Origin of the sequence: Nonomuraea longispora, from assembly GCF_004348345.1 — a bacterium.
GTDB classification, from domain to species: domain Bacteria; phylum Actinomycetota; class Actinomycetes; order Streptosporangiales; family Streptosporangiaceae; genus Nonomuraea; species Nonomuraea longispora.
On sequence record NZ_SMJZ01000017.1, the window covers coordinates 31,664 to 48,836 of the forward strand.

Annotated in this window: 16 protein-coding genes and 1 riboswitch; of the genes, 8 read left to right on the forward strand and 8 right to left on the reverse strand. The window is 69.8% G+C overall.

Translation table 11 applies throughout. From position 1 onward, the window contains the following. Window positions 1-70: 70 nt before the first annotated feature. Window positions 71-212, forward strand: a riboswitch (SAM riboswitch). A 13-nt stretch (window positions 213-225) separates the two neighbouring features. The 5 genes from thrC (at window position 226) to E1267_RS07350 (ending at window position 4,537) form a co-directional block, all read left to right on the forward strand. Continuing rightward, complete coding sequence (thrC, locus tag E1267_RS07330) at window positions 226-1,458, forward strand: threonine synthase (RefSeq protein ID WP_132331075.1); 1,233 nt, start codon at window positions 226-228, stop codon at window positions 1,456-1,458. A 25-nt stretch (window positions 1,459-1,483) separates the two neighbouring features. Then, window positions 1,484-1,759 carry a MoaD/ThiS family protein gene (locus tag E1267_RS07335; protein WP_132331077.1) on the forward strand — a complete coding sequence of 92 codons (276 nt, stop codon included), beginning with the start codon at window positions 1,484-1,486 and terminating at the stop codon, window positions 1,757-1,759. Between the two features lie 240 nt (window positions 1,760-1,999). Next, window positions 2,000-2,200: a cold-shock protein gene (locus E1267_RS07340; RefSeq protein WP_106250594.1), complete on the forward strand. Its 201-nt coding sequence runs from the start codon at window positions 2,000-2,002 to the stop codon at window positions 2,198-2,200. Between the two features lie 353 nt (window positions 2,201-2,553). After that, window positions 2,554-4,182: a chaperonin GroEL gene (groL, locus tag E1267_RS07345; RefSeq protein ID WP_132331079.1), complete on the forward strand. Its 1,629-nt coding sequence runs from the start codon at window positions 2,554-2,556 to the stop codon at window positions 4,180-4,182. Window positions 4,183-4,333: 151 nt separating this feature from the next. Beyond that, on the forward strand, window positions 4,334-4,537 hold the full coding sequence (locus tag E1267_RS07350) for a hypothetical protein (protein ID WP_132331081.1): 204 nt from the start codon (window positions 4,334-4,336) through the stop codon (window positions 4,535-4,537). A 47-nt stretch (window positions 4,538-4,584) separates the two neighbouring features. Here E1267_RS07350 and E1267_RS07355 read toward each other — a convergent pair whose 3' ends face one another. Next, entirely contained in the window at window positions 4,585-5,115 is a 531-nt protein-coding gene (locus E1267_RS07355; protein WP_165959496.1) for a YbhB/YbcL family Raf kinase inhibitor-like protein, read from the reverse strand. Between the two features lie 65 nt (window positions 5,116-5,180). After that, complete coding sequence (locus E1267_RS07360) at window positions 5,181-7,196, reverse strand: HelD family protein (protein ID WP_132331083.1); 2,016 nt, start codon at window positions 7,194-7,196, stop codon at window positions 5,181-5,183. Between the two features lie 119 nt (window positions 7,197-7,315). Here E1267_RS07360 and E1267_RS07365 point away from each other — a divergent pair, with 119 nt between their 5' ends. Further along, window positions 7,316-7,651, forward strand: a complete 336-nt coding sequence (locus E1267_RS07365) for a hypothetical protein (RefSeq protein WP_132331085.1) — start codon at window positions 7,316-7,318, stop codon at window positions 7,649-7,651. A gap of 221 nt (window positions 7,652-7,872) precedes the next feature. Here the strand turns inward: E1267_RS07365 and E1267_RS07370 are convergent, their stop codons facing one another. From E1267_RS07370 to E1267_RS07380, 3 genes are all read right to left on the reverse strand, one after another. Next, entirely contained in the window at window positions 7,873-9,519 is a 1,647-nt protein-coding gene (locus E1267_RS07370; protein ID WP_132331087.1) for a DNA repair helicase XPB, read from the reverse strand. 136 nt (window positions 9,520-9,655) lie between these two features. Beyond that, window positions 9,656-10,015: a DUF4190 domain-containing protein gene (locus tag E1267_RS07375; protein ID WP_132331089.1), complete on the reverse strand. Its 360-nt coding sequence runs from the start codon at window positions 10,013-10,015 to the stop codon at window positions 9,656-9,658. 96 nt (window positions 10,016-10,111) lie between these two features. Beyond that, window positions 10,112-11,590: an AMP-binding protein gene (locus tag E1267_RS07380; protein WP_246063587.1), complete on the reverse strand. Its 1,479-nt coding sequence runs from the start codon at window positions 11,588-11,590 to the stop codon at window positions 10,112-10,114. Between the two features lie 340 nt (window positions 11,591-11,930). On the opposite strand from E1267_RS07380, the gene E1267_RS07385 reads away from it, so the two are divergent. Continuing rightward, window positions 11,931-12,611: a hypothetical protein gene (locus E1267_RS07385; RefSeq protein ID WP_132331093.1), complete on the forward strand. Its 681-nt coding sequence runs from the start codon at window positions 11,931-11,933 to the stop codon at window positions 12,609-12,611. Window positions 12,612-12,615: 4 nt separating this feature from the next. Here the strand turns inward: E1267_RS07385 and E1267_RS07390 are convergent, their stop codons facing one another. Beyond that, the gene (locus tag E1267_RS07390) at window positions 12,616-15,003 is read right to left on the reverse strand and encodes a helicase C-terminal domain-containing protein (protein WP_132331095.1); all 2,388 of its coding nucleotides are present in this window, start codon (window positions 15,001-15,003) and stop codon (window positions 12,616-12,618) included. 45 nt (window positions 15,004-15,048) lie between these two features. Between E1267_RS07390 and E1267_RS07395 the strand changes: the two genes are divergently transcribed. Continuing rightward, the gene (locus tag E1267_RS07395) at window positions 15,049-16,023 is read left to right on the forward strand and encodes a hypothetical protein (protein ID WP_132331097.1); all 975 of its coding nucleotides are present in this window, start codon (window positions 15,049-15,051) and stop codon (window positions 16,021-16,023) included. Here E1267_RS07395 and E1267_RS07400 read toward each other — a convergent pair. Both E1267_RS07400 and E1267_RS07405 read right to left on the reverse strand, forming a co-directional pair. Beyond that, window positions 16,016-16,633: a TetR/AcrR family transcriptional regulator gene (locus E1267_RS07400; protein ID WP_132331099.1), complete on the reverse strand. Its 618-nt coding sequence runs from the start codon at window positions 16,631-16,633 to the stop codon at window positions 16,016-16,018. The genes E1267_RS07395 and E1267_RS07400 overlap by 8 nt on opposite strands. A gap of 61 nt (window positions 16,634-16,694) precedes the next feature. Continuing rightward, on the reverse strand, window positions 16,695-17,090 hold the full coding sequence (locus E1267_RS07405; protein ID WP_132331101.1) for a hypothetical protein: 396 nt from the start codon (window positions 17,088-17,090) through the stop codon (window positions 16,695-16,697). Window positions 17,091-17,173 lie beyond the last annotated feature (83 nt).

Genomic DNA, 17,173 nt, shown 5'->3' on the forward strand with positions numbered 1-17,173 from the left:
TCTCAGAGTCTGAGACGGAAGGACGTTTCCGCCACGTGGGCGGGTAGAGTCCGACTCGACAACTGAATATTGCTCATCCAGAGGGGTGGAGGGACCGGCCCTGCGAAGCCCCGGCAACCCTCCCGGCTTGTGACTCGCGACCTGGCGAGGCCGACCGGGACAAGGTGCCAATTCCGGTCTGTGGTCAAGGTGGCCGTAGACGAAGATGAGGGAAGGCCTCGCTTCATGTCGCTCGATTTTGGTCCCGCCGTCGGTCTGTCCTGCCGCGAGTGCGGCGCACGCTACCCGCTCGGTCCGAGCTTCGCCTGCCAGGAATGTTTCGGGCCGCTCGAAGCGGCTTACGAGTTCGGCGCGGTGACCCGCGCGGCGATCGAGTCGGGACCCGCCAACATCTGGCGTTACCGGTCGCTGCTGCCCGTGCCGGCCGACGTCGCCGACAAGCCCAACATGAACCCGGGATGGACCAAGCTGGTCAGGGCCGGCAACCTCGGGCGGGCGCTCGGCATCAGGTCCCTGCACGTCAAGGACGACTCGGGCAACCCCACCCACTCCTTCAAGGACCGCGTGGTCGCCATGGCCGTCGAGGCCGCCCGCAACTTCGGCTTCCACACGCTCTCCTGCTCCTCCACGGGCAACCTCGCGGGCGCGGTCACGGCCGCCGCCGCGCGTGCCGGGCTGGAGGCGTGCGTGTTCATCCCGGCCAACCTCGAACAGGCCAAGATCGCCATGGCCCGGGTCTTCGGCGGCCGGCTGATCGGCATCGAGGGCACCTACGACGACGTCAACAGGTTCTGCTCGGAGCTGATCGGCGACCCGCTCGGTGACAAGTGGGGGTTCACCAACATCAACCTGCGGCCCTACTACGCCGAGGGCTCCAAGACGCTCGCGTACGAGATCGCCGAGCAGCTCGGGTGGCGGCTGCCCGAGCAGATCATCGTCCCCATCGCCTCGGGCTCGCAGCTCACGAAAATCGACAAGGGCTTCAAGGAGCTGGTCGCGCTCGGGCTGGTCGAGGACACGCCGTACAAGATCTTCGGGGCGCAGGCGGCCGGGTGCTCGCCCGTCTCGACCGCCTACAAGGCGGGCCACGACGTCGTGCAGCCCGTGCGGCCCGACACCATCGCCAAGTCGCTGGCCATCGGGAACCCCGCCGACGGCCCGTACGTGCTGGACATCGCGCGGCGGACCGGTGGGGGCGTCGAGGACGTCACGGACGACGAGATCGTGGCCGCCATCAAGCTCCTGGCCTCGACGGAGGGCGTCTTCGCCGAGACCGCGGGCGGCGTGACCGTGGGCGTGCTGAAGAAGCTCACCGAGACCGGGCAGCTCGATCCGGGGGCCGAGACCGTGGTCCTGAACACCGGTGACGGCCTCAAGACGCTCGACGCGATCAGCGGCGACGCCAGGCCCACGGCCGTGATCCGGCCCTCTCTCGACGCGTTCCGCGCGACTGTCTGACAACCACGAAAGGGCGAGTGTAACCATGAGCGTTTCTGTGCGGATTCCCACCATTCTGCGCACCTACACCGGGGGCAACGCGGAAGTCAGTGGCGAGGGCGCGACTCTTCGTGACGTGCTGGCCAAGCTGGACTCTGACTACCCGGGTATCGGCGCAAGAATTCTGGATGAATCGGGCAAGATTCGGCGTTTCGTCAACGTTTATGTGGGGGAAGAGGACGTCCGATTTGCCCAGGGGCTGGACACTCCGGCGCCGGAGGGAACCCAGATCTCCATCATCCCCGCCGTCGCGGGCGGGTGAGTGCGGCAGATCACACTTCGGCGAAGGCGTCCCTTGCGGGCGCCTTCTTCTTTTCCCCGCAATTCAACGTTGAACCGCCGATGGAAGAAATGTGGTCTCTGCAGATTGACTCTGTTGCCAAACCCCTTGCCACAGGTATGGTCGAGGGCGATCGCCTGGCTGATTTTCTGTTATGTCGGGCGATTACGGGTCTCGCGGAGGAATGGGCGAGATCTGGGAGACCAGTAAGAGGAGTCGGAAGTGGCGCAGGGCACCGTCAAGTGGTTCAACGCGGACAAGGGCTACGGCTTCATCGCGGTAGACGGTGGTAAGGATGTATTCGTCCATTACTCAGCGATCATGATGGACGGGTATCGCTCTCTCGAACAGGGACAGCGTGTCGAGTTCGAGATCACGCAGGGCCAGAAGGGACCGCAGGCGGAGTCCGTCAGGACGGTCTGATTCACCGCACTGGTATGCACCGGCGGGATCGCGCGGCAGCGCAGTCCGTGCGAACCGTCACCTATCTTTCGTCGACCCCTGGTACGGCGAGTCGTGTGCGCGAACCGCGGCCAGCGGTGCGTCCACGGGCGGCTCGCCGGACAGACGACTGACCTGGGGAAAGGATCGGCCGCAGGCGAGTTCGCTTGCACTCGGCAGGGTAGAGTGCTAAACAGTTCGTTGGCACTCTGTGCAGCAGAGTGCCAACACCGGATCGGGACGATGGGGTCTGCCGAAGGAGATGCTGACCCATGCCGTCGCGGGCGTCGGCTCGGTCCACGACAAGCCACCCTGCATCTGGGAGGTCTAGCCTTATGGCAGCCAAGATGATCGCGTTTGACGAGGACGCCCGGCGCGGTCTCGAGCGCGGTATGAACCAGCTCGCCGACGCCGTCAAGGTGACCCTGGGCCCCAAGGGGCGCAACGTCGTGCTGGAGAAGAAGTGGGGCGCTCCCACGATCACCAACGATGGTGTGTCCATCGCCAAGGAGATCGAGCTCGAGGACGCGTGGGAGAAGATCGGCGCGGAGCTGGTCAAGGAGGTCGCCAAGAAGACGGACGACGTCGCCGGCGACGGCACCACGACCGCCACCGTGCTCGCCCAGGCGCTGGTGCGTGAGGGCCTGCGCAACGTGGCCGCGGGCGCCAACCCGATGGCTCTGAAGAAGGGCATCGAGGCGGCCGTGGAGCGGGTCAGCGAGGAGCTGTCCAAGCTGGCCAAGGACGTGGAGACCAAGGAGCAGATCGCTTCGACCGCCTCCATCTCCGCCGCCGACCCTGAGATCGGCGCACTCATCGCCGAGGCGATGGACAAGGTCGGCAAGGAAGGCGTCATCACCGTCGAGGAGAGCAACACCTTCGGCCTCGAGCTCGAGCTCACCGAGGGCATGCGCTTCGACAAGGGCATGACGTCGATGTACTTCGTCACCGACTCCGACCGCATGGAGGCCGTGCTCGAAGACCCCTACATCCTGATCGTCAACGGCAAGGTCTCCGCCAACAAGGACCTGCTGCCGCTGCTCGACAAGGTCGTGCAGTCCGGCAAGCCGCTGCTGATCATCGCCGAGGACGTCGAGGGCGAGGCCCTGGCGACCCTGGTGGTCAACAAGATCCGCGGCCTGTTCCGCTCGGTGGCCGTCAAGGCCCCGGGCTTCGGCGACCGCCGCAAGGCCATGCTCAACGACATCGCGATCCTGACCGGCGGTCAGGTCATCGCCGAGGAGGTCGGCCTCAAGCTCGAGACCGCCACCCTCGACCTGCTGGGCCGTGCCCGCAAGGTGGTCGTGACCAAGGACGAGACGACGATCGTCGACGGCGCCGGTGACGCCGAGCAGATCTCCGGCCGGGTCAACGAGATCCGCGCCGAGATCGAGCGCACCGACTCCGACTACGACCGCGAGAAGCTGCAGGAGCGGCTGGCCAAGCTGGCCGGCGGCGTGGCCGTCATCAAGGCGGGCGCGGCGACCGAGGTCGAGCTCAAGGAGCGCAAGCACCGCATCGAGGACGCCGTCCGCAACGCCAAGGCGGCCGTCGAGGAGGGCATCGTCCCCGGTGGTGGCGTGGCTCTGCTGCAGGCCGGCGCCAAGGCGTTCGACAAGCTGGAGCTCAACGGCGACGAGGCCACCGGCGCGGCGATCGTGAAGAAGGCTCTGGAGGAGCCGCTCAAGCAGATCGCGGTCAACGCCGGTCTCGAGGGCGGCGTCGTGGTCGAGCGCGTGCGCAACCTCACCCCGGGTGAGGGCCTCAACGCCGCGTCGGGCGAATACGTCAACATGTTCGAGGCCGGCATTCTCGACCCGGCCAAGGTGACGCGGTCGGCGCTGCAGAACGCCGCCTCGATCGCGGCGCTCTTCCTGACCACCGAGGCCGTCATCGCCGAGAAGCCGGAGAAGACCCCGGCCGCTCCCGCCGGCATGCCCGGCGGCGGCGACATGGACTTCTAGGTCCTGTTCGCGGCGCACGTCCCAAAAAGAGCGGCCCGGTTTTTCCGGGCCGCTCTTGTTTTCGTTTCGCTGCCATTACGTTTCGCGATTGAACTGCTACTTGGAGTGAGAAAGGGTTGTCTGCACATCGCCTCACCAAAGGAGCAGAGAAATGTTCTCCCGCAGCAAGCGCATGCTGAGCGTCGCCGTTCTCGGCCTCGCCGCCGTCACCCTCACGGCTGTTCCCGCGCATGCCGCCAACGACCCCGGGGTCGTCGTCAGCGGCGCCGTGACCGAGGGGACGCCGCTGTGCGAGCTACGGCGGTGGGTACCGCTGCTCGGCAACCTGCAGCCGCTCGACGAGATCTGCGACTAGACCCCACGGAAGGTGCCCCACCGACGTGCGGTGGGGCACCTTCGTCGTCAGACGCCGTAGTGGGGAATGAGGTGGCCGCGGGCCAGCGTGTTGGCGGTGATGTTGAAGCCCACCACCGCCGGGCTGGTGTCGCTGCTGAGACCGAGTGACTCGACCCCCAGCGCGTGGACGGTGAAGACATAGCGGTGCGGGTCGCCGGGAGGCGGAGCGGCGCCGCCGTAGTCCTTGCTGCCGTAGTCGTTGCGGGCGTGCACCGCGCCCCCGGGCAGGCCCTTGAACTCCGGGGCCGTGCCCGCGCCCGTCGGCAGCTCGGTCACCGAGGCGGGGATATCGAACAGCACCCAGTGCCAGAAGCCGCTGCCCGTGGGGGCATCGGGATCGAAGCAGGTCACGGCGTAGGAGCGGGTCTCCGCCGGAGCGCCGGACCAGCGCAGGTGGGGCGAGAGGTTCTGGCCCGTCATGCCCCAGTCGTTGAAGACGTGGACGTCGTTGAGCCGCTCACCGTCCTGGAGATCGTCGCTCTCGACCACGAGCGCGGGAACCGAGGGCAGGTGTTCATGGGGAAGGGGTGCTGGCACGGCATCCTCCTAGGTCTAGAGCTCCTTGCCCAGCCATCCTAGAAGCGGCCGTGCCGAAGGCCCTGTCAGCTCGCCAGCTGTGGCGGCAGCGGCTTGTCGTGCAGGACCGTCAGCGAGGTCACCGCCCGGGTCAGGACCACGTAGAGCCTGGCCAGGCCGCGGGGTTCGGCCGCGACGATGTCGGCGGGCTCGACGACGACGACGTGGTCGTACTCCAGGCCCTTGGCGAGGGTCGCGGGCACGATCAGCAGGCGGTGTTCCTCGGTCGAGTCGGGGTCGAGAACGGCGTAGGGCAGGCCGGCGAGCGACTCGGAGACCGCGGCCACCATCGCGTCGGGGACGATGACGCCGATCGAGCCCTCCTTGGCCAGGGCCTCCTCGGCGGCCTGCGCCACCGAGCCGCCCTCGCGCACGGTGAGCGAGCCCGCGCCCGGCCGCAGCGACTGCGGGGCTGCCAGGCCCGGGGCGATCGAGGGCAGCAGGCGGGCCGCGTAGTCGAGGACCTCCCTCGGCACGCGGAAGCCGAGGGTCAGCTCCGTGACCTCGCCCTCGCGCTGGCCCAGGTGTTCGAGGACCGACGTCCACGAACGGGTCGACCAGGGGGTGGTGCCCTGGGCGAGGTCGCCGAGCACGGTGGCGGAGCCGTTGCGGCAGCGGCGGCCGAGGGCGCGCAACTGCATCTCGGACAGGTCCTGGGCCTCGTCGACCACCAGGTGGCCGAGCGACGGCGTACGTTCCATCAGGTCGCGCAGCTCGTCGAGGAGCGCGGCGTCGGCGGCCGACCATTTGGCCGACTTCCAGCTCCGGTACGGCTTGCGCCACAGGAGCAATTCCTGCTCTTCAGGCGACAAATCTGATTTAGCGGCCCGCGCCAGGAATTCGGAATCTGACAGCAGACGGTGGAGAACCTGTTCGGGTGTCAGTTTGGGCCAGACCGCGTCCACGAGTTGTTTCACCGGCTTGGAACGGGCCACCGCGTCCTGGACCCGGTCGTCGGGTGACTCGCCGCGCTGCTCCATGCGTACGAGGACCATGTGGGCCAGCCGCTGCGCCAGCGCCGCCCGGCCGGGGTTGTAGCGGGTGGTGCCGCGCAGGGAGGCCACGATCTCGCGTACTTCGTGGTCGGCCACCCGGTGCCGGTAGGCGCCCTTGGTGTAGACGAGGCCCTCCTCCGGTTTCACGATGTGCAGCCAGAGAGCCCGGCCGAGCACCGCCGCCATCCTGGCGTCGCCCTTCACCGCGGCCACGGCCGGGTCTTCGGACGCGGCGTGCTCCCCGAGCAGTCCCGCCACCGTGGTCTGGTCGACCTTGACCTCGCCGAGCGCGGGCAGCACCGAGGAGATGTAGGACAGGAACGCCCGGTTGGGTCCGACGATCATCACGCCCGACCTGGCCAGCCGCTCGCGGTGGGTGAACAGCAGGTAGGCGGCGCGGTGCAGGCCGACCGCGGTCTTCCCGGTGCCGGGGGCGCCCTGCACGCACACCGTCTGGGCGAGGGTGGAGCGCACGATCTCGTCCTGGTCGGGCTGGATCGTGGCGACGATGTCACGCATCGGGCCGGTGCGGGGGCGTTCGATCTCCTGGGTCAGGATCCTGGACGGGCCGAGCTCGACGCCCTCGCCGAGTGGTTCGTCCTCGAACGCGGTCAGCGCCCCGCCGTGGTAGCCGAAGCGGCGCCGGAGCACGATTCCCATGGGGTCGGCGGGACTGGCCTGGTAGAACGCGCGGGACACCGGTGCGCGCCAGTCGATGACCAGCGGCCTGCTGTTGCCGTCGTGCACGTGGCGGCGCCCGACGTGGATCGTGCCGGGCAGGGCGTCGGGCTCGTCCTCCTGAGCGGTGGCGCGGTCGAGGCGGCCGAAGAACAGCGGGGTGTCGGGATGGTCGGCCAGCGCGGCCACCCGCTGGTCGAGCAGCGACTGGAGGATCTGCTGCGAGACCCAGTCGCCGGCCGCGTCGGACGAGAGCGACTGGGCGTGGGCGCGCATGGCCTTGAGCGCGGCTCTGGACTCGGCCAGGTGAGCCTGCTCGGCGGCGAGCACGTCGGAGGGTATGTCGGGGGCCAGTTGGTGTGCGGGCATGCGAAAGCGCCTCCCTGGGATGAACGACGGAGGTGGTTGAAGGCAGCGAATCCATCAGCTTAGTCGCCACGATTCCCGGCTTCCAAAGCATTTAGCTCGGGCGGCCTGGGTACGCATAGGTGGTGGTGCGGGTCCGGCTGCGTTTCTCGCCGATCATCCCCACGGTCGCGAGCTGCCTTCTTGCGGCGCTGTGGGGTCTGTCGGTGTTCGCGGGGTGGGGGCTGCAGGCGTTCTGTGCGGGTGGCGAGTCGACGGCGACCTGCTCGGAGCGGCTGGGCGCGGTCTCCACGCTGTCGGGTGCGTTCGCGGTGGTCGCCGCGTGCTGTACGGTGGCGGCCTGGCTGCCGTGGTCGCGGCACGACCCGCGGACGTTCGGTCAGCTCATGGGCGCCGGCGTGCTGTTCTGGATCGTCGCGGAGGGCGTGCTCTTCGTCGGCGGTCTGCTGGTCAGGTAGGGGGCAGATCCGCCCTCAAGGGATCAAGCTCGGAATACCGAAAAATTCGGGCATATCAGGTGGGTTTGTCGGATCATGGGGGTATGTCGCAGGCGGCGTGATAGTACGCAGGTGAGGGGGGTGGTTGGATTGTCTTCGACCCGCGGAGTCTCGTGGACGTGAAGCCACGCTGATGCCCGGCCGCTCGGGCGAGCGGCTGGGCATGACCGCCGGCATCCCCGTCACACACCGCCGAGCACGTCGTCGGCATCGATGATCTGGTACGCGTACCCCTGCTCGGCCAGGAACCGCTGCCGGTGCGCCGCGAACTCCTGGTCGACCGTGTCGCGGCTGACCACCGTGTAGAACCGGGCGCCCCCGCCGTCAGCCTTGGGCCGCAGCACACGCCCGAGCCGCTGCGCCTCCTCCTGACGCGAGCCGAACGTCCCCGACACCTGGATCGCGATGGCAGCCTCCGGCAGGTCGATGGAGAAGTTGGCCACCTTCGACACCACCAGCACCTGGATCTCCTTGTCGCGGAAGGCCTGGTAGAGGCGCTCGCGCTCCTTGACCCGGGTCTCGCCCTTGATCACCGGCGCGTTGAGGTGCTCGCCGAGCTCGTCGAGCTGGTCGATGTACTGGCCGATGACGAGCACCTGCTCGCCCAGATGGCGGCGTACCAGCGCCTCGGTCACCTGCGTCTTGGACGGCGTGGTCGCGCAGAACCGGTAGCGCTCCTCCGACTCGGCCATCGCGTACGCCAGCCGCTCCTCGTCCGTGAGCGTCACCCGCACCTCGACGCAGTCGGCGGGCGCGATCCAGCCCTGGTTCTCCATCTCCTTCCACGGCGCGTCGTAACGCTTGGGACCGATCAGCGAGAACACGTCGCCCTCGCGGCCGTCCTCGCGCACCAGCGTCGCGGTCAGCCCGACCCGCCTGCGGGCCTGCAGGTGGGCGGTCATGCGGAAGATCGGGGCGGGCAGCAGGTGCACCTCGTCGTAGACGATCAGGCCCCAGTCGCGGGCGTCGAACAACTCCAGGTGGCTGTAGACGCCCTTCCGCCTGGTGGTCATCACCTGGTAGGTGGCGATGGTGACCGGGCGGATCTCCTTCTTCGTGCCGGAGTATTCGCCGATCTCGTCCTCGGTCAGCGACGTGCGCTTGAGCAGCTCGGTCTTCCACTGGTGGGCGGAGACCGTGTTCGTCACCAGGATCAGCGTGGTGGCCTGGGCGTGCGCCATCGCGGCCGCGCCGACGAGCGTCTTGCCCGCGCCGCACGGCAGCACGACCACGCCCGAGCCGCCGTGCCAGAAGGCGTCGGCGGCCTCCTGCTGGTAGGGGCGCAGCTTCCAGTCGTCCTGCCGCAACGCGATCGGATGCTGCTCGCCGTCGACGTAGCCGGCCAGGTCTTCGGCCGGCCAGCCGAGCTTGAGCAGGGCCTGCTTGACGTTGCCCCGGTCGCTCGGGTGCACGATCACGGAGTCGGGGCCGAGCCGCTCGCCCAGCATCGGCTGGATCTTCTTGGAGCGCAGCACCTCCTCCAGCACGGCCCGGTCGGTGGAGGTCAGCACCAGGCCGTTGGCAGGGTCCTTCTCCAGGCGCAGCCGGCCGTAGCGGGCCATGGTCTCGGCGATGTCGACGAGCAGCGCGTGGGGCACCGGGTAGCGGCTGAAGCTGATCAGCGCGTCGATGACCTGCTCGGCGTCGTGCCCGGCCGCGCGGGCGTTCCACAACGCCAGCGGGGTGACGCGGTAGGTGTGCACGTGTTCGGGGGCGCGCTCAAGCTCGGCGAACGGCGCGATCGCCTTGCGGCACGCGTCGGCCCGCTCGTGGTCGACCTCGAGCAGCAGCGTCTTGTCCGATTGGACGATCAGCGGTCCATCGCTCACTGGCTTGTCTCCGTGGGGTTGGTGCGGGGGCCCGGCAGGACCATCGTCTCCTGATCCCGGCTCGGCCGCTCCAGTGTGCAACATTCAGGGCGCCCGGATTAGTCCGGACGCCCTGGACGCTGGGACTTGGCCCCGCCTAGTCGTCGAAGTAGCCGTTGAAGCCCAGGAACAGGAACGTGCCGATGCCCAGCACGAAGCCCGTGCCGAACAGGACCCAGCTCCAGATCACCATCGTGCGGGCGGTCTGCGGCTCGTTGCGCGACTTGCTCAGCGCCAGGCCCGCGAGGATGGCGCCCGGCAGGCCAAGGACGTTGCAGCAGGAGACGAGCGCGAGAAGGTTGAGCACGAGCGAGACGATCGCGTTGGCCATCGGTCCGTCGTTGCGCGGCGGGGGCGGCGGATAACCGTAGCCGTAGCCGTATTGTGGCGGCGGCTGGTCGCCGTAGGGCGCGCCGTACGGTTGGTAAGGATAGCCCGAGGGGTTCTCCTGGCTCATGTTCACCTCCAGACAGGTCAACACTTATCACGGAATTGAGGCGCGTCCGACCGGGGTTCGTGTACTCGGGTGCGGCCGTGACGGGTTCGCTGCCGTTCAGCCGAGCAGCGCGCGCAGCGCCTTGCGGTCGAGCTTGAGCACGCTCGTGACCGGGATCGAGTCGGCGAACCTCACCTCGCGCGGATATTTCACCCTGCCCACCCGGTCGCGGGCCCACGCGATCAGCTCCTCGGCCCCGACCTCGGCGCCCTTCCTGAGCTGCACGAACGCCACGACCTCCTCGCCGACGCGCGGATCCGGACGGCCGACGACGCCCGACATCACCACGTCAGGGTGCTGGTTGAGCGCGTCCTCCACGTCGCGGGGGAACACGTTGAAGCCGCCGCGGATGATCAGGTCCTTCTTCCTGTCGACGACGTAGAGGTAGCCGTCGTCGTCCACGCAGCCGATGTCGCCCGTACGCAGTTCCCCGCCGACCAGCGCCGTGTCCTCGGGGTCGGGCTCGTGCTCGCCCCAGTAGCCGAGCATCAGCGACTCGCCGGAGACGCAGATCTCGCCGATGTCCCCGGTCTCCGCCGCCTCGCCCTCGTCGTCGCGGATGATGATCGTGTAGCCGGGCAGCGGCAGGCCGACGCTGCCGGCCTTGCGCCGGCCCGGCGGGTTGAAGGTCGTCACGGCGCTGGTCTCGGTCAGCCCGTAGCCCTCCAGGATCTGCACACCCGGCATCCTGCGCTCGAACTCCGCCAGCGTCTGCCGGCCGAGCGGGGCCGCTCCGCACGTGAGAAAGGCGAGGTCGGGCAGCGGATGCGACTCCAGCGGCTCGGCGAGGAGCATCTGGATCATGGATGGTACGACGGTGCCGTACTGGACGCGCTGCTCGGCGGCCAGCGACAGGAACGCCTTCGGCTCGAACCAGCGCATCAGCACCGCCTGTTGCGGCTCCGTGGCGTGCATCGAGGCGACCGAGATGATCAGCCCGTACGCGTGGGACAGCGGCACGGGCATCAGGGCGCGGTTCTTGCCCTCCTGCCGGGACAGCTCGTAGACGGCCTTGCCCACCTGCCACAGCCCCCGGTGGCTCAGCATGACGCCCTTGGCCTTGCCCGTGGTGCCGCCGGTGTACATGAGGGCGGCCAGGTCGCCGGGGTCCCTGTGCACGAACCCCCGCTCGGGGGCTTGCTCCAGCTCGGCCGTGTCCACGAGGACCGGGATGTCGACGGCGGCGGCGCGTACGGTCTCCTCCAACTCGGGCGAGGTGACGATCGCGCGGGCGCCGCTGTCGAGCAGGATGTGCCGCAGCTCGTCGGCGCCCACCAGGAACACCACCGGCGTCACCACCGCGCCCGCCGCCCACAACGCCTGGTAGAGCAGCGGCACCTCGGGCGAGGTCGCCATCATCACGGCCACCCGGTCGCCCGGCCTGATGCCGGCTGCGACGAATCCGCCGCACATGCGGCGCGCGCGTACGGCGAGCGCGTGACTACGCAGCCACGCCCCCTCGTAGAAGATCGCGTCGTGGTCGTCGAAGCGGCTCCATGACTCCTCGGCGAGTCTGCCCAGCGTCTGCTCGGTCACAAGCCCAACCTGATGCGAATGACGTTGTGCCGTCAACCCTTGATGTCGCGCCCGGCCCCCTCGGCCTGTCAATGCCGGTGATAGTCGCCGACCCGTAAAACGATATGGAACCCCGGCCGGCGGCCATTTTCGTTTTCTGCTCGACCTCGGTCGCGCCATGGTGGAAGATCTAGGGCGAAGGGAGTGGTCGACGTGTCCCCATAATGCCGAGAAGCCGCACGTAAGGCCAGGTCAGAGCGGCAATGTTACGCTCCGTATTGCCTTCGTGGGAAAAGAAGAAAGTCTTTGATCTTCCATCTTTTCTGTAGACAAGTTTCCAGTCAATCACCGAGGTGGCTTCGTGACCGACACGCCTGAACCAGGCGAGATCGACCTCGACACCATAACGCTCAGTCAGAGCGTCATCGCAGTCAATGACCGGCCTCGCGCCGCGGCCGATCCGGCCCCGCGAGAACTCAGCCGGCGAGAGGCCGACATCCTGCTCCGCTCCTACCGCGAGCCCGGCGGCTTCTCCGAGGCCGTGCGCCGACTGGCCATGCGGCACCTGCTGGTCCTCGTGGGCGCGGAGGAGACCGGCAAACGATTAGGGGCCATCGCCCTGCTCTCGCGCATGTCACTGGCCGAGAGCACGATCAGGGTGCTGTCCCCGGCCGCCACCCCCCTCGACCTGCTCTCCGCCACCTACAAGCCCGGGCGGGCGTACGTGCTGCACGACTGGATCGCCGCCCGCGCCGAACGCATCGAGCTGGTCAACCTCGCCCGCAAGCTCGCCGAGCTGGGCTCGTACCTCGTCATCACCAGGAACGGCGCGCCCTCCCAGGCGGTCGAAGTGGAGCAGTCATGGCACGCCCCCGACCCCGGCGAGCTGTTCGACCTCTGCCTGAGCACCTACGGGGCCCGCGCGGGCACCGGCGCCGAACAACTGGCCGCCGCCAGAAAACGGGCGCTCGCCCTGCCGACACCGGCCCAGGTGGTCCGCCTGGCCGCGCAGTTGGTCCGCGACGCCGAGCCGGCGCGCTGATCGCCTACAGGCCGGTCACGCCCGTGATGCGGTGGAGGGCGAAACGGTGCACGGCCGCGCGGGTCTCGTCGTAGGCCGTCAGATAGCCGCCCTCCATGCGGGCCGGCTCCAGGATGCGAGAGGTCGCGTTGCCCTGGGAGTCGAGATAGCCGATCCACACGCGTACACCTTGTTTGATCGCCTCCTGCAGGGCCGAGATCGTGGTGGTGGCGGGCCCGCGCGGCACCTGACCGTTGGGTGCGTCGACGGGCTCGCGCCGCGCCAGGTGCGCCGCGTCGCCGGCCCGCAACGCGCGTACGGCCGCCGCCGCCACCTCGGGGTCGAGGCCGTTCGCCGACGCGACCGTGCGCACCGGCGCCGTGCCCTCGGTGCGGCGGCTGTCGAACTGGGAGATGATCACGTCGCCCTCGATCGACTCCGCGACCGGGGCGTACCCCATGGCGCGCAGCGAGTCGACCAGCGCCGCCCGCGACGAGCGGGAGGCGATGACGGTGGGGGCGAGCCGGCGCAGCCGCAGCGCGGCGGAGCGGCGGTCGGCGGTGATCTGGTCGAGCAGCGCCGGATCGTCACACCGGATGTACGCGCTCGCCGTGCCCACCCGGATGCGGCCGTGCCGCCTGGCCACGTCGGTCACCAGGTAGGACAGCGCCTGCGGCACCGGGGTCGCCGAGTGGCGGCCGAGTACCGACAGCAGCTCTTCCGCGCCGTGCCCCGCGTCGAGCGCCCGGCGTACGGAGCCCTCGCTGAACCGGTAGACCGTGGCGCCGCCCTTCGACTCGACGTCGGCGGTGAGCGCCATCCACCGGTTGAGCTCACTGGTCAGCGGGCCCGGCGCGACGGCGGTGAGGTCGGCCTGGAGCAGCACGTGGTCGACGGGCTCCGGCAGCAGCGGCGCGAGCATCGCGGCCGCGTCGTCGCCGTCGACCAGCGCCCGCCCGTGCCCGGACAGCGCGCCCAGCCCGGTCACGCCCACCTGCTCGGCCTCCCGCAGCGCGAACTCCGTGAGCTGCTCGCGCAGCGGCCCCCGGCGGCGCGGCTGCTCCCACGCGAGCCGTTCGAGCACGGAGTCGCGCTCGGGCGCGAGCCCGGGGGCGGAGGCCAGCACCCGCAGCGTGGCCTGCCTGACCGCGGCGGCGGACGAGCGGCGCAGGTCGGTGTGCAGGGCGTTGAACGGCCTGTCACGCTCGTCGCCGCGCCTCCCGCCCGCTTCGCCGTTCGCCCCTTTGTCCCCGCGACTCCGTTCGCCGACGAGTCCGGGCACGCGGTCCATGCGCAGCCAAGTGGACGCCAGCGCCAGCCACCGGTCGGCGGCCGACCTGACCCGCCACAGGTCGTAGCCGGGGGTCGGCAGCCACTCGCCGTCGACGCCGCCGCCGGCCGCGATCAGGCCGGCCGCGTAGGCCACCTCGACGACCAGCGCCGACACCCATTCGGGCAGGTCGAGCTCGCCCGCCGTACGTTTCAGGTCGCGTACGCCGAGCCCGCCGGTGCGCAGCACACCCGGCGGCTCGACGCTCCACCGTTCGCACAGCTCCTCCACGGCCCTGACGAACGTGAACGCCTGCCCGGCCGCCGTGCGGTCGGCCAGCCCGGGGTCGCGAGCGGTCCCTTCGAGCGGCGGCGGAGTGGCCGGCAGGCCGCGGTGCACCCGGCCGCCGCGCAGGTAGAGGCCCACCTCGCGGGGCAATGTCACGCTGTCCTCGCCGGTGGCGGCCAGCAGGCCACGCGCCAGCAGCTCCTCGATGGGCGAACGTGCCGACGCCACGCGCACCTCACGTCTGGCGTTGGGCACCCGCCCGGTCGGTGGGCCCCAGGCGAGCTGGTCGAGCGCGCCCCTGGCCTCGGCGGAGACGGCGCCGACGAGCTCGGCCGGTTTGGCCAGCGCCGCCGCCAGCCGCTCCTTGCCCGGCCCTTCGCCGCCGGGGGCGACGTCGTCGGCCATCTCCTCCAGGTGCTCGGGCGCGTGGTGCCGGAACGCGTCGACGGCTCTCGGGCCGAGCCCCGCCGGGTCTTCGAGCACCTTGCGTACGCCGGGGCCCAGGTCGAGTGCGTCGTCGGGGCCGTAGACCAGGGCGAGCTCGCACAACTTGGCGAGCGCCTCCGACAGCGCGGGCTCCGGGTCCTTCTCCTGGTCGTCCGCCAGGGCCGCGCGGATGAGGTCGCGCAGCCGCTCCCCGGAGATCGGCCCCGGCTGGACGGCGAGCGTCTCGACGACCGCCAGCGTGAACCGGTCGAGCCGGTCGAGCACCCTGCCGATCGCCGAAGGGCTGGCCGCCCGCGACGCCAGGCCCTCCAGGTGAGCGGGCACCGGAGTGATCAGTTCCGGACGCGCGGACACGAGCGCCCGCAGCTGCCCGTCGGTGCGTCCCCTGATCCACTCCGTGAACTCCATCGTTGCCATGGTATGTCCACCCTGATTGAGGCAGCATTGCTTGACGTGATTGAGCGAGCCGACCAGCAGGTGCTGAACTACGTCTCCAAGGCGGCCGACGCCGCCCACGGCGTGCTCAGAGCCGACCAGCGGCTCGACTTCGCCAAGCGGCTGCGGGCCAGGATCGAGGTCGAGCTGGGCGGCGGCCGCAAGCCCCGCGAGGTGGCGAAGGTGCTGGCCAGGTTCGGGGATCCGGCCGCGCTGGTCGAGCGCGAGGCCCGCCGACTGGCCGCGGCGGGTGTCCCGACGCTGCGCTCCGGACCGCCGACGACCTCCACGACCGCGCCCGTGGCGCCGGGCACGCCAGCGCCGGGCACCTCCGCGCCGGGCACCTCCGCGCCGGGCACCTCCGCGCCGGGCACCTCCACCTCAGGCACCCCCGCGTCGGGTTCCCGCACGGTCGGCGGTTCGCCGCCGGAGGAGGAAGCCGCCGCCACGCTGCGCTTCGCCTCCGTCGCCGAGGACCGTGACCTGCCGCCCGGCATACGCGAGCACCGCAGGATCGCCCAGGAGCACCTGAACCGGCGGCCCGGCGTGGACCTGCCGTTCGCGGGACTGCGCAAGGTCGCCATGTTCAGCGCCAACCCGCTGGCCACCGACGGCAGGGACGCCAGGACCATCGTCAAGGAACATCCGCGCGACGCCGCCGCGATGGTGATCCTGGTGGTGGCGGCGCTGCTGGTGCCGTTCGACCTGCCGCCGTTGGCGATCTTCCAGGTGCCCGTCGTGGTGTGGGCGCTCGGCGCCGCGCTGGTGCTGTGGAGCGACACCTGGACGATCCGCGACAAGGTGCTCGGTATCGGCGCGCCGTTGCTCGGCTATTCGGTGGGCGGAGTGCTGATCGGCGGCCTGCGGGTCGGTACGGAGGCCGGGCTGGCGGCGTTCGTGACGCAGTTCTTCGACGTCAGCGGAACCATGTTCATGATCGGTACGGGGCTCGGCGTGGTGTGGCTGGCCTACCGGCTGCTCGACGTCACCTGACGGGCGCCGGGGCGGGGAGCAGGCCGACGGCCAGGCGTACCCAGGCGGTGACGAACTGGTCCTTCTCCGCGTGCCCGGGGAGCTCGCCCACGGTCTCCTGGAACAGCCGGTAGTGCACGACCGAGCCGCCGAGCACGGCCGCGATGCCCGCCCAGTCGAGTTCCACGTCCCGATATTCCGGCTGCGCCCTGAACCAGGTGACGATCGCGTCGAACATGGGCTGCAGCAGCCCCTGCCGTACCACGGCGACCAGTTCGGGGAACTGGCTCAGGTCGCGGAAGAACACCCGGGTCAGCTCCGACTCCTCGCGTACCTTGGCCAGCCCGGCGCGGCACATGTGGGCCAGGCGCTCCTCCAGGTCGGCGGAGGACTCCATGGCGCTCAGCTCGGCCAGGCTCTCCGCCACCTGGCTCCTGGTGCGCGCGGCGTGCTGGTTGATCGCGGCGGCGAGCACCTCGTACTTGGACTTGAAATGCCGGTAGAGCCCTCCGGCGCCGGGTGACAGCCCTGAGGCGGCCTCGATCTCGGCCACGGACGTGGCGGCGTAACCCCGCTCGGCGAACAGCCGCAGAGCCTCGTCGACGATCCGCTCACGGGTCGATCTGGTCATGTCTATCCTGATACCTCCGATAAGGAGCGTAGCCGTTGCCCGGAACGGCTCACCGTCGCCCTCACGGAGCGGCGCGCCGGATCAGGCCGGCCAGCGCGGAGCCGGTGATCAGCCACACGACCGCGGCGAGGCCGTAGTTGACGAGCGCCGTGTGGCGGGGGTCGTCGAGCTGGAACAGGCCGGCCAGGCCCAAGGAGGCCCACGAGGCGAGCGATTCGACGAACCGGTACCAGATGTTGGCCGGGTTGGCCTCGAACACGGTGAACAACGCGTAGAGCAGCACGGAGAGCGCGGCCACCCTGGAGGCCACCTTCACCAGGTAGGCCACCGCCGACACCGCACGCTGCCACGGCGTCGCGATCCGGCCGCCGGGCATGGCGGGCCGGTGCGGACGCGGCGGGGCTGAGGAGGCGACGAGCCGGTCTCCGGCCTGTGGCGGTCTGGGGGTGTTGGTCACGGCCGCTCCTCTCCCATAAGTAATTCCTTTCTTCCCATTACCGGGGTTCCAGAACAAGGGCCCGTTACGTGGAGTAGGGCACT

Coding starts and splice junctions, on each gene's coding strand:
- thrC (WP_132331075.1), top strand. CDS start 226: ATGTCGCTCGATTTTGGTCCCGCCGTCGGTCTGTCCTGCCGCGAGTGC.
- E1267_RS07335 (WP_132331077.1), top strand. CDS start 1,484: ATGAGCGTTTCTGTGCGGATTCCCACCATTCTGCGCACCTACACCGGG.
- groL (WP_132331079.1), top strand. CDS start 2,554: ATGGCAGCCAAGATGATCGCGTTTGACGAGGACGCCCGGCGCGGTCTC.
- E1267_RS07350 (WP_132331081.1), top strand. CDS start 4,334: ATGTTCTCCCGCAGCAAGCGCATGCTGAGCGTCGCCGTTCTCGGCCTC.
- E1267_RS07360 (WP_132331083.1), bottom strand. CDS start 7,196: ATGCCCGCACACCAACTGGCCCCCGACATACCCTCCGACGTGCTCGCC.
- E1267_RS07375 (WP_132331089.1), bottom strand. CDS start 10,015: ATGAGCCAGGAGAACCCCTCGGGCTATCCTTACCAACCGTACGGCGCG.
- E1267_RS07390 (WP_132331095.1), bottom strand. CDS start 15,003: ATGGAGTTCACGGAGTGGATCAGGGGACGCACCGACGGGCAGCTGCGG.
- E1267_RS07400 (WP_132331099.1), bottom strand. CDS start 16,633: ATGACCAGATCGACCCGTGAGCGGATCGTCGACGAGGCTCTGCGGCTG.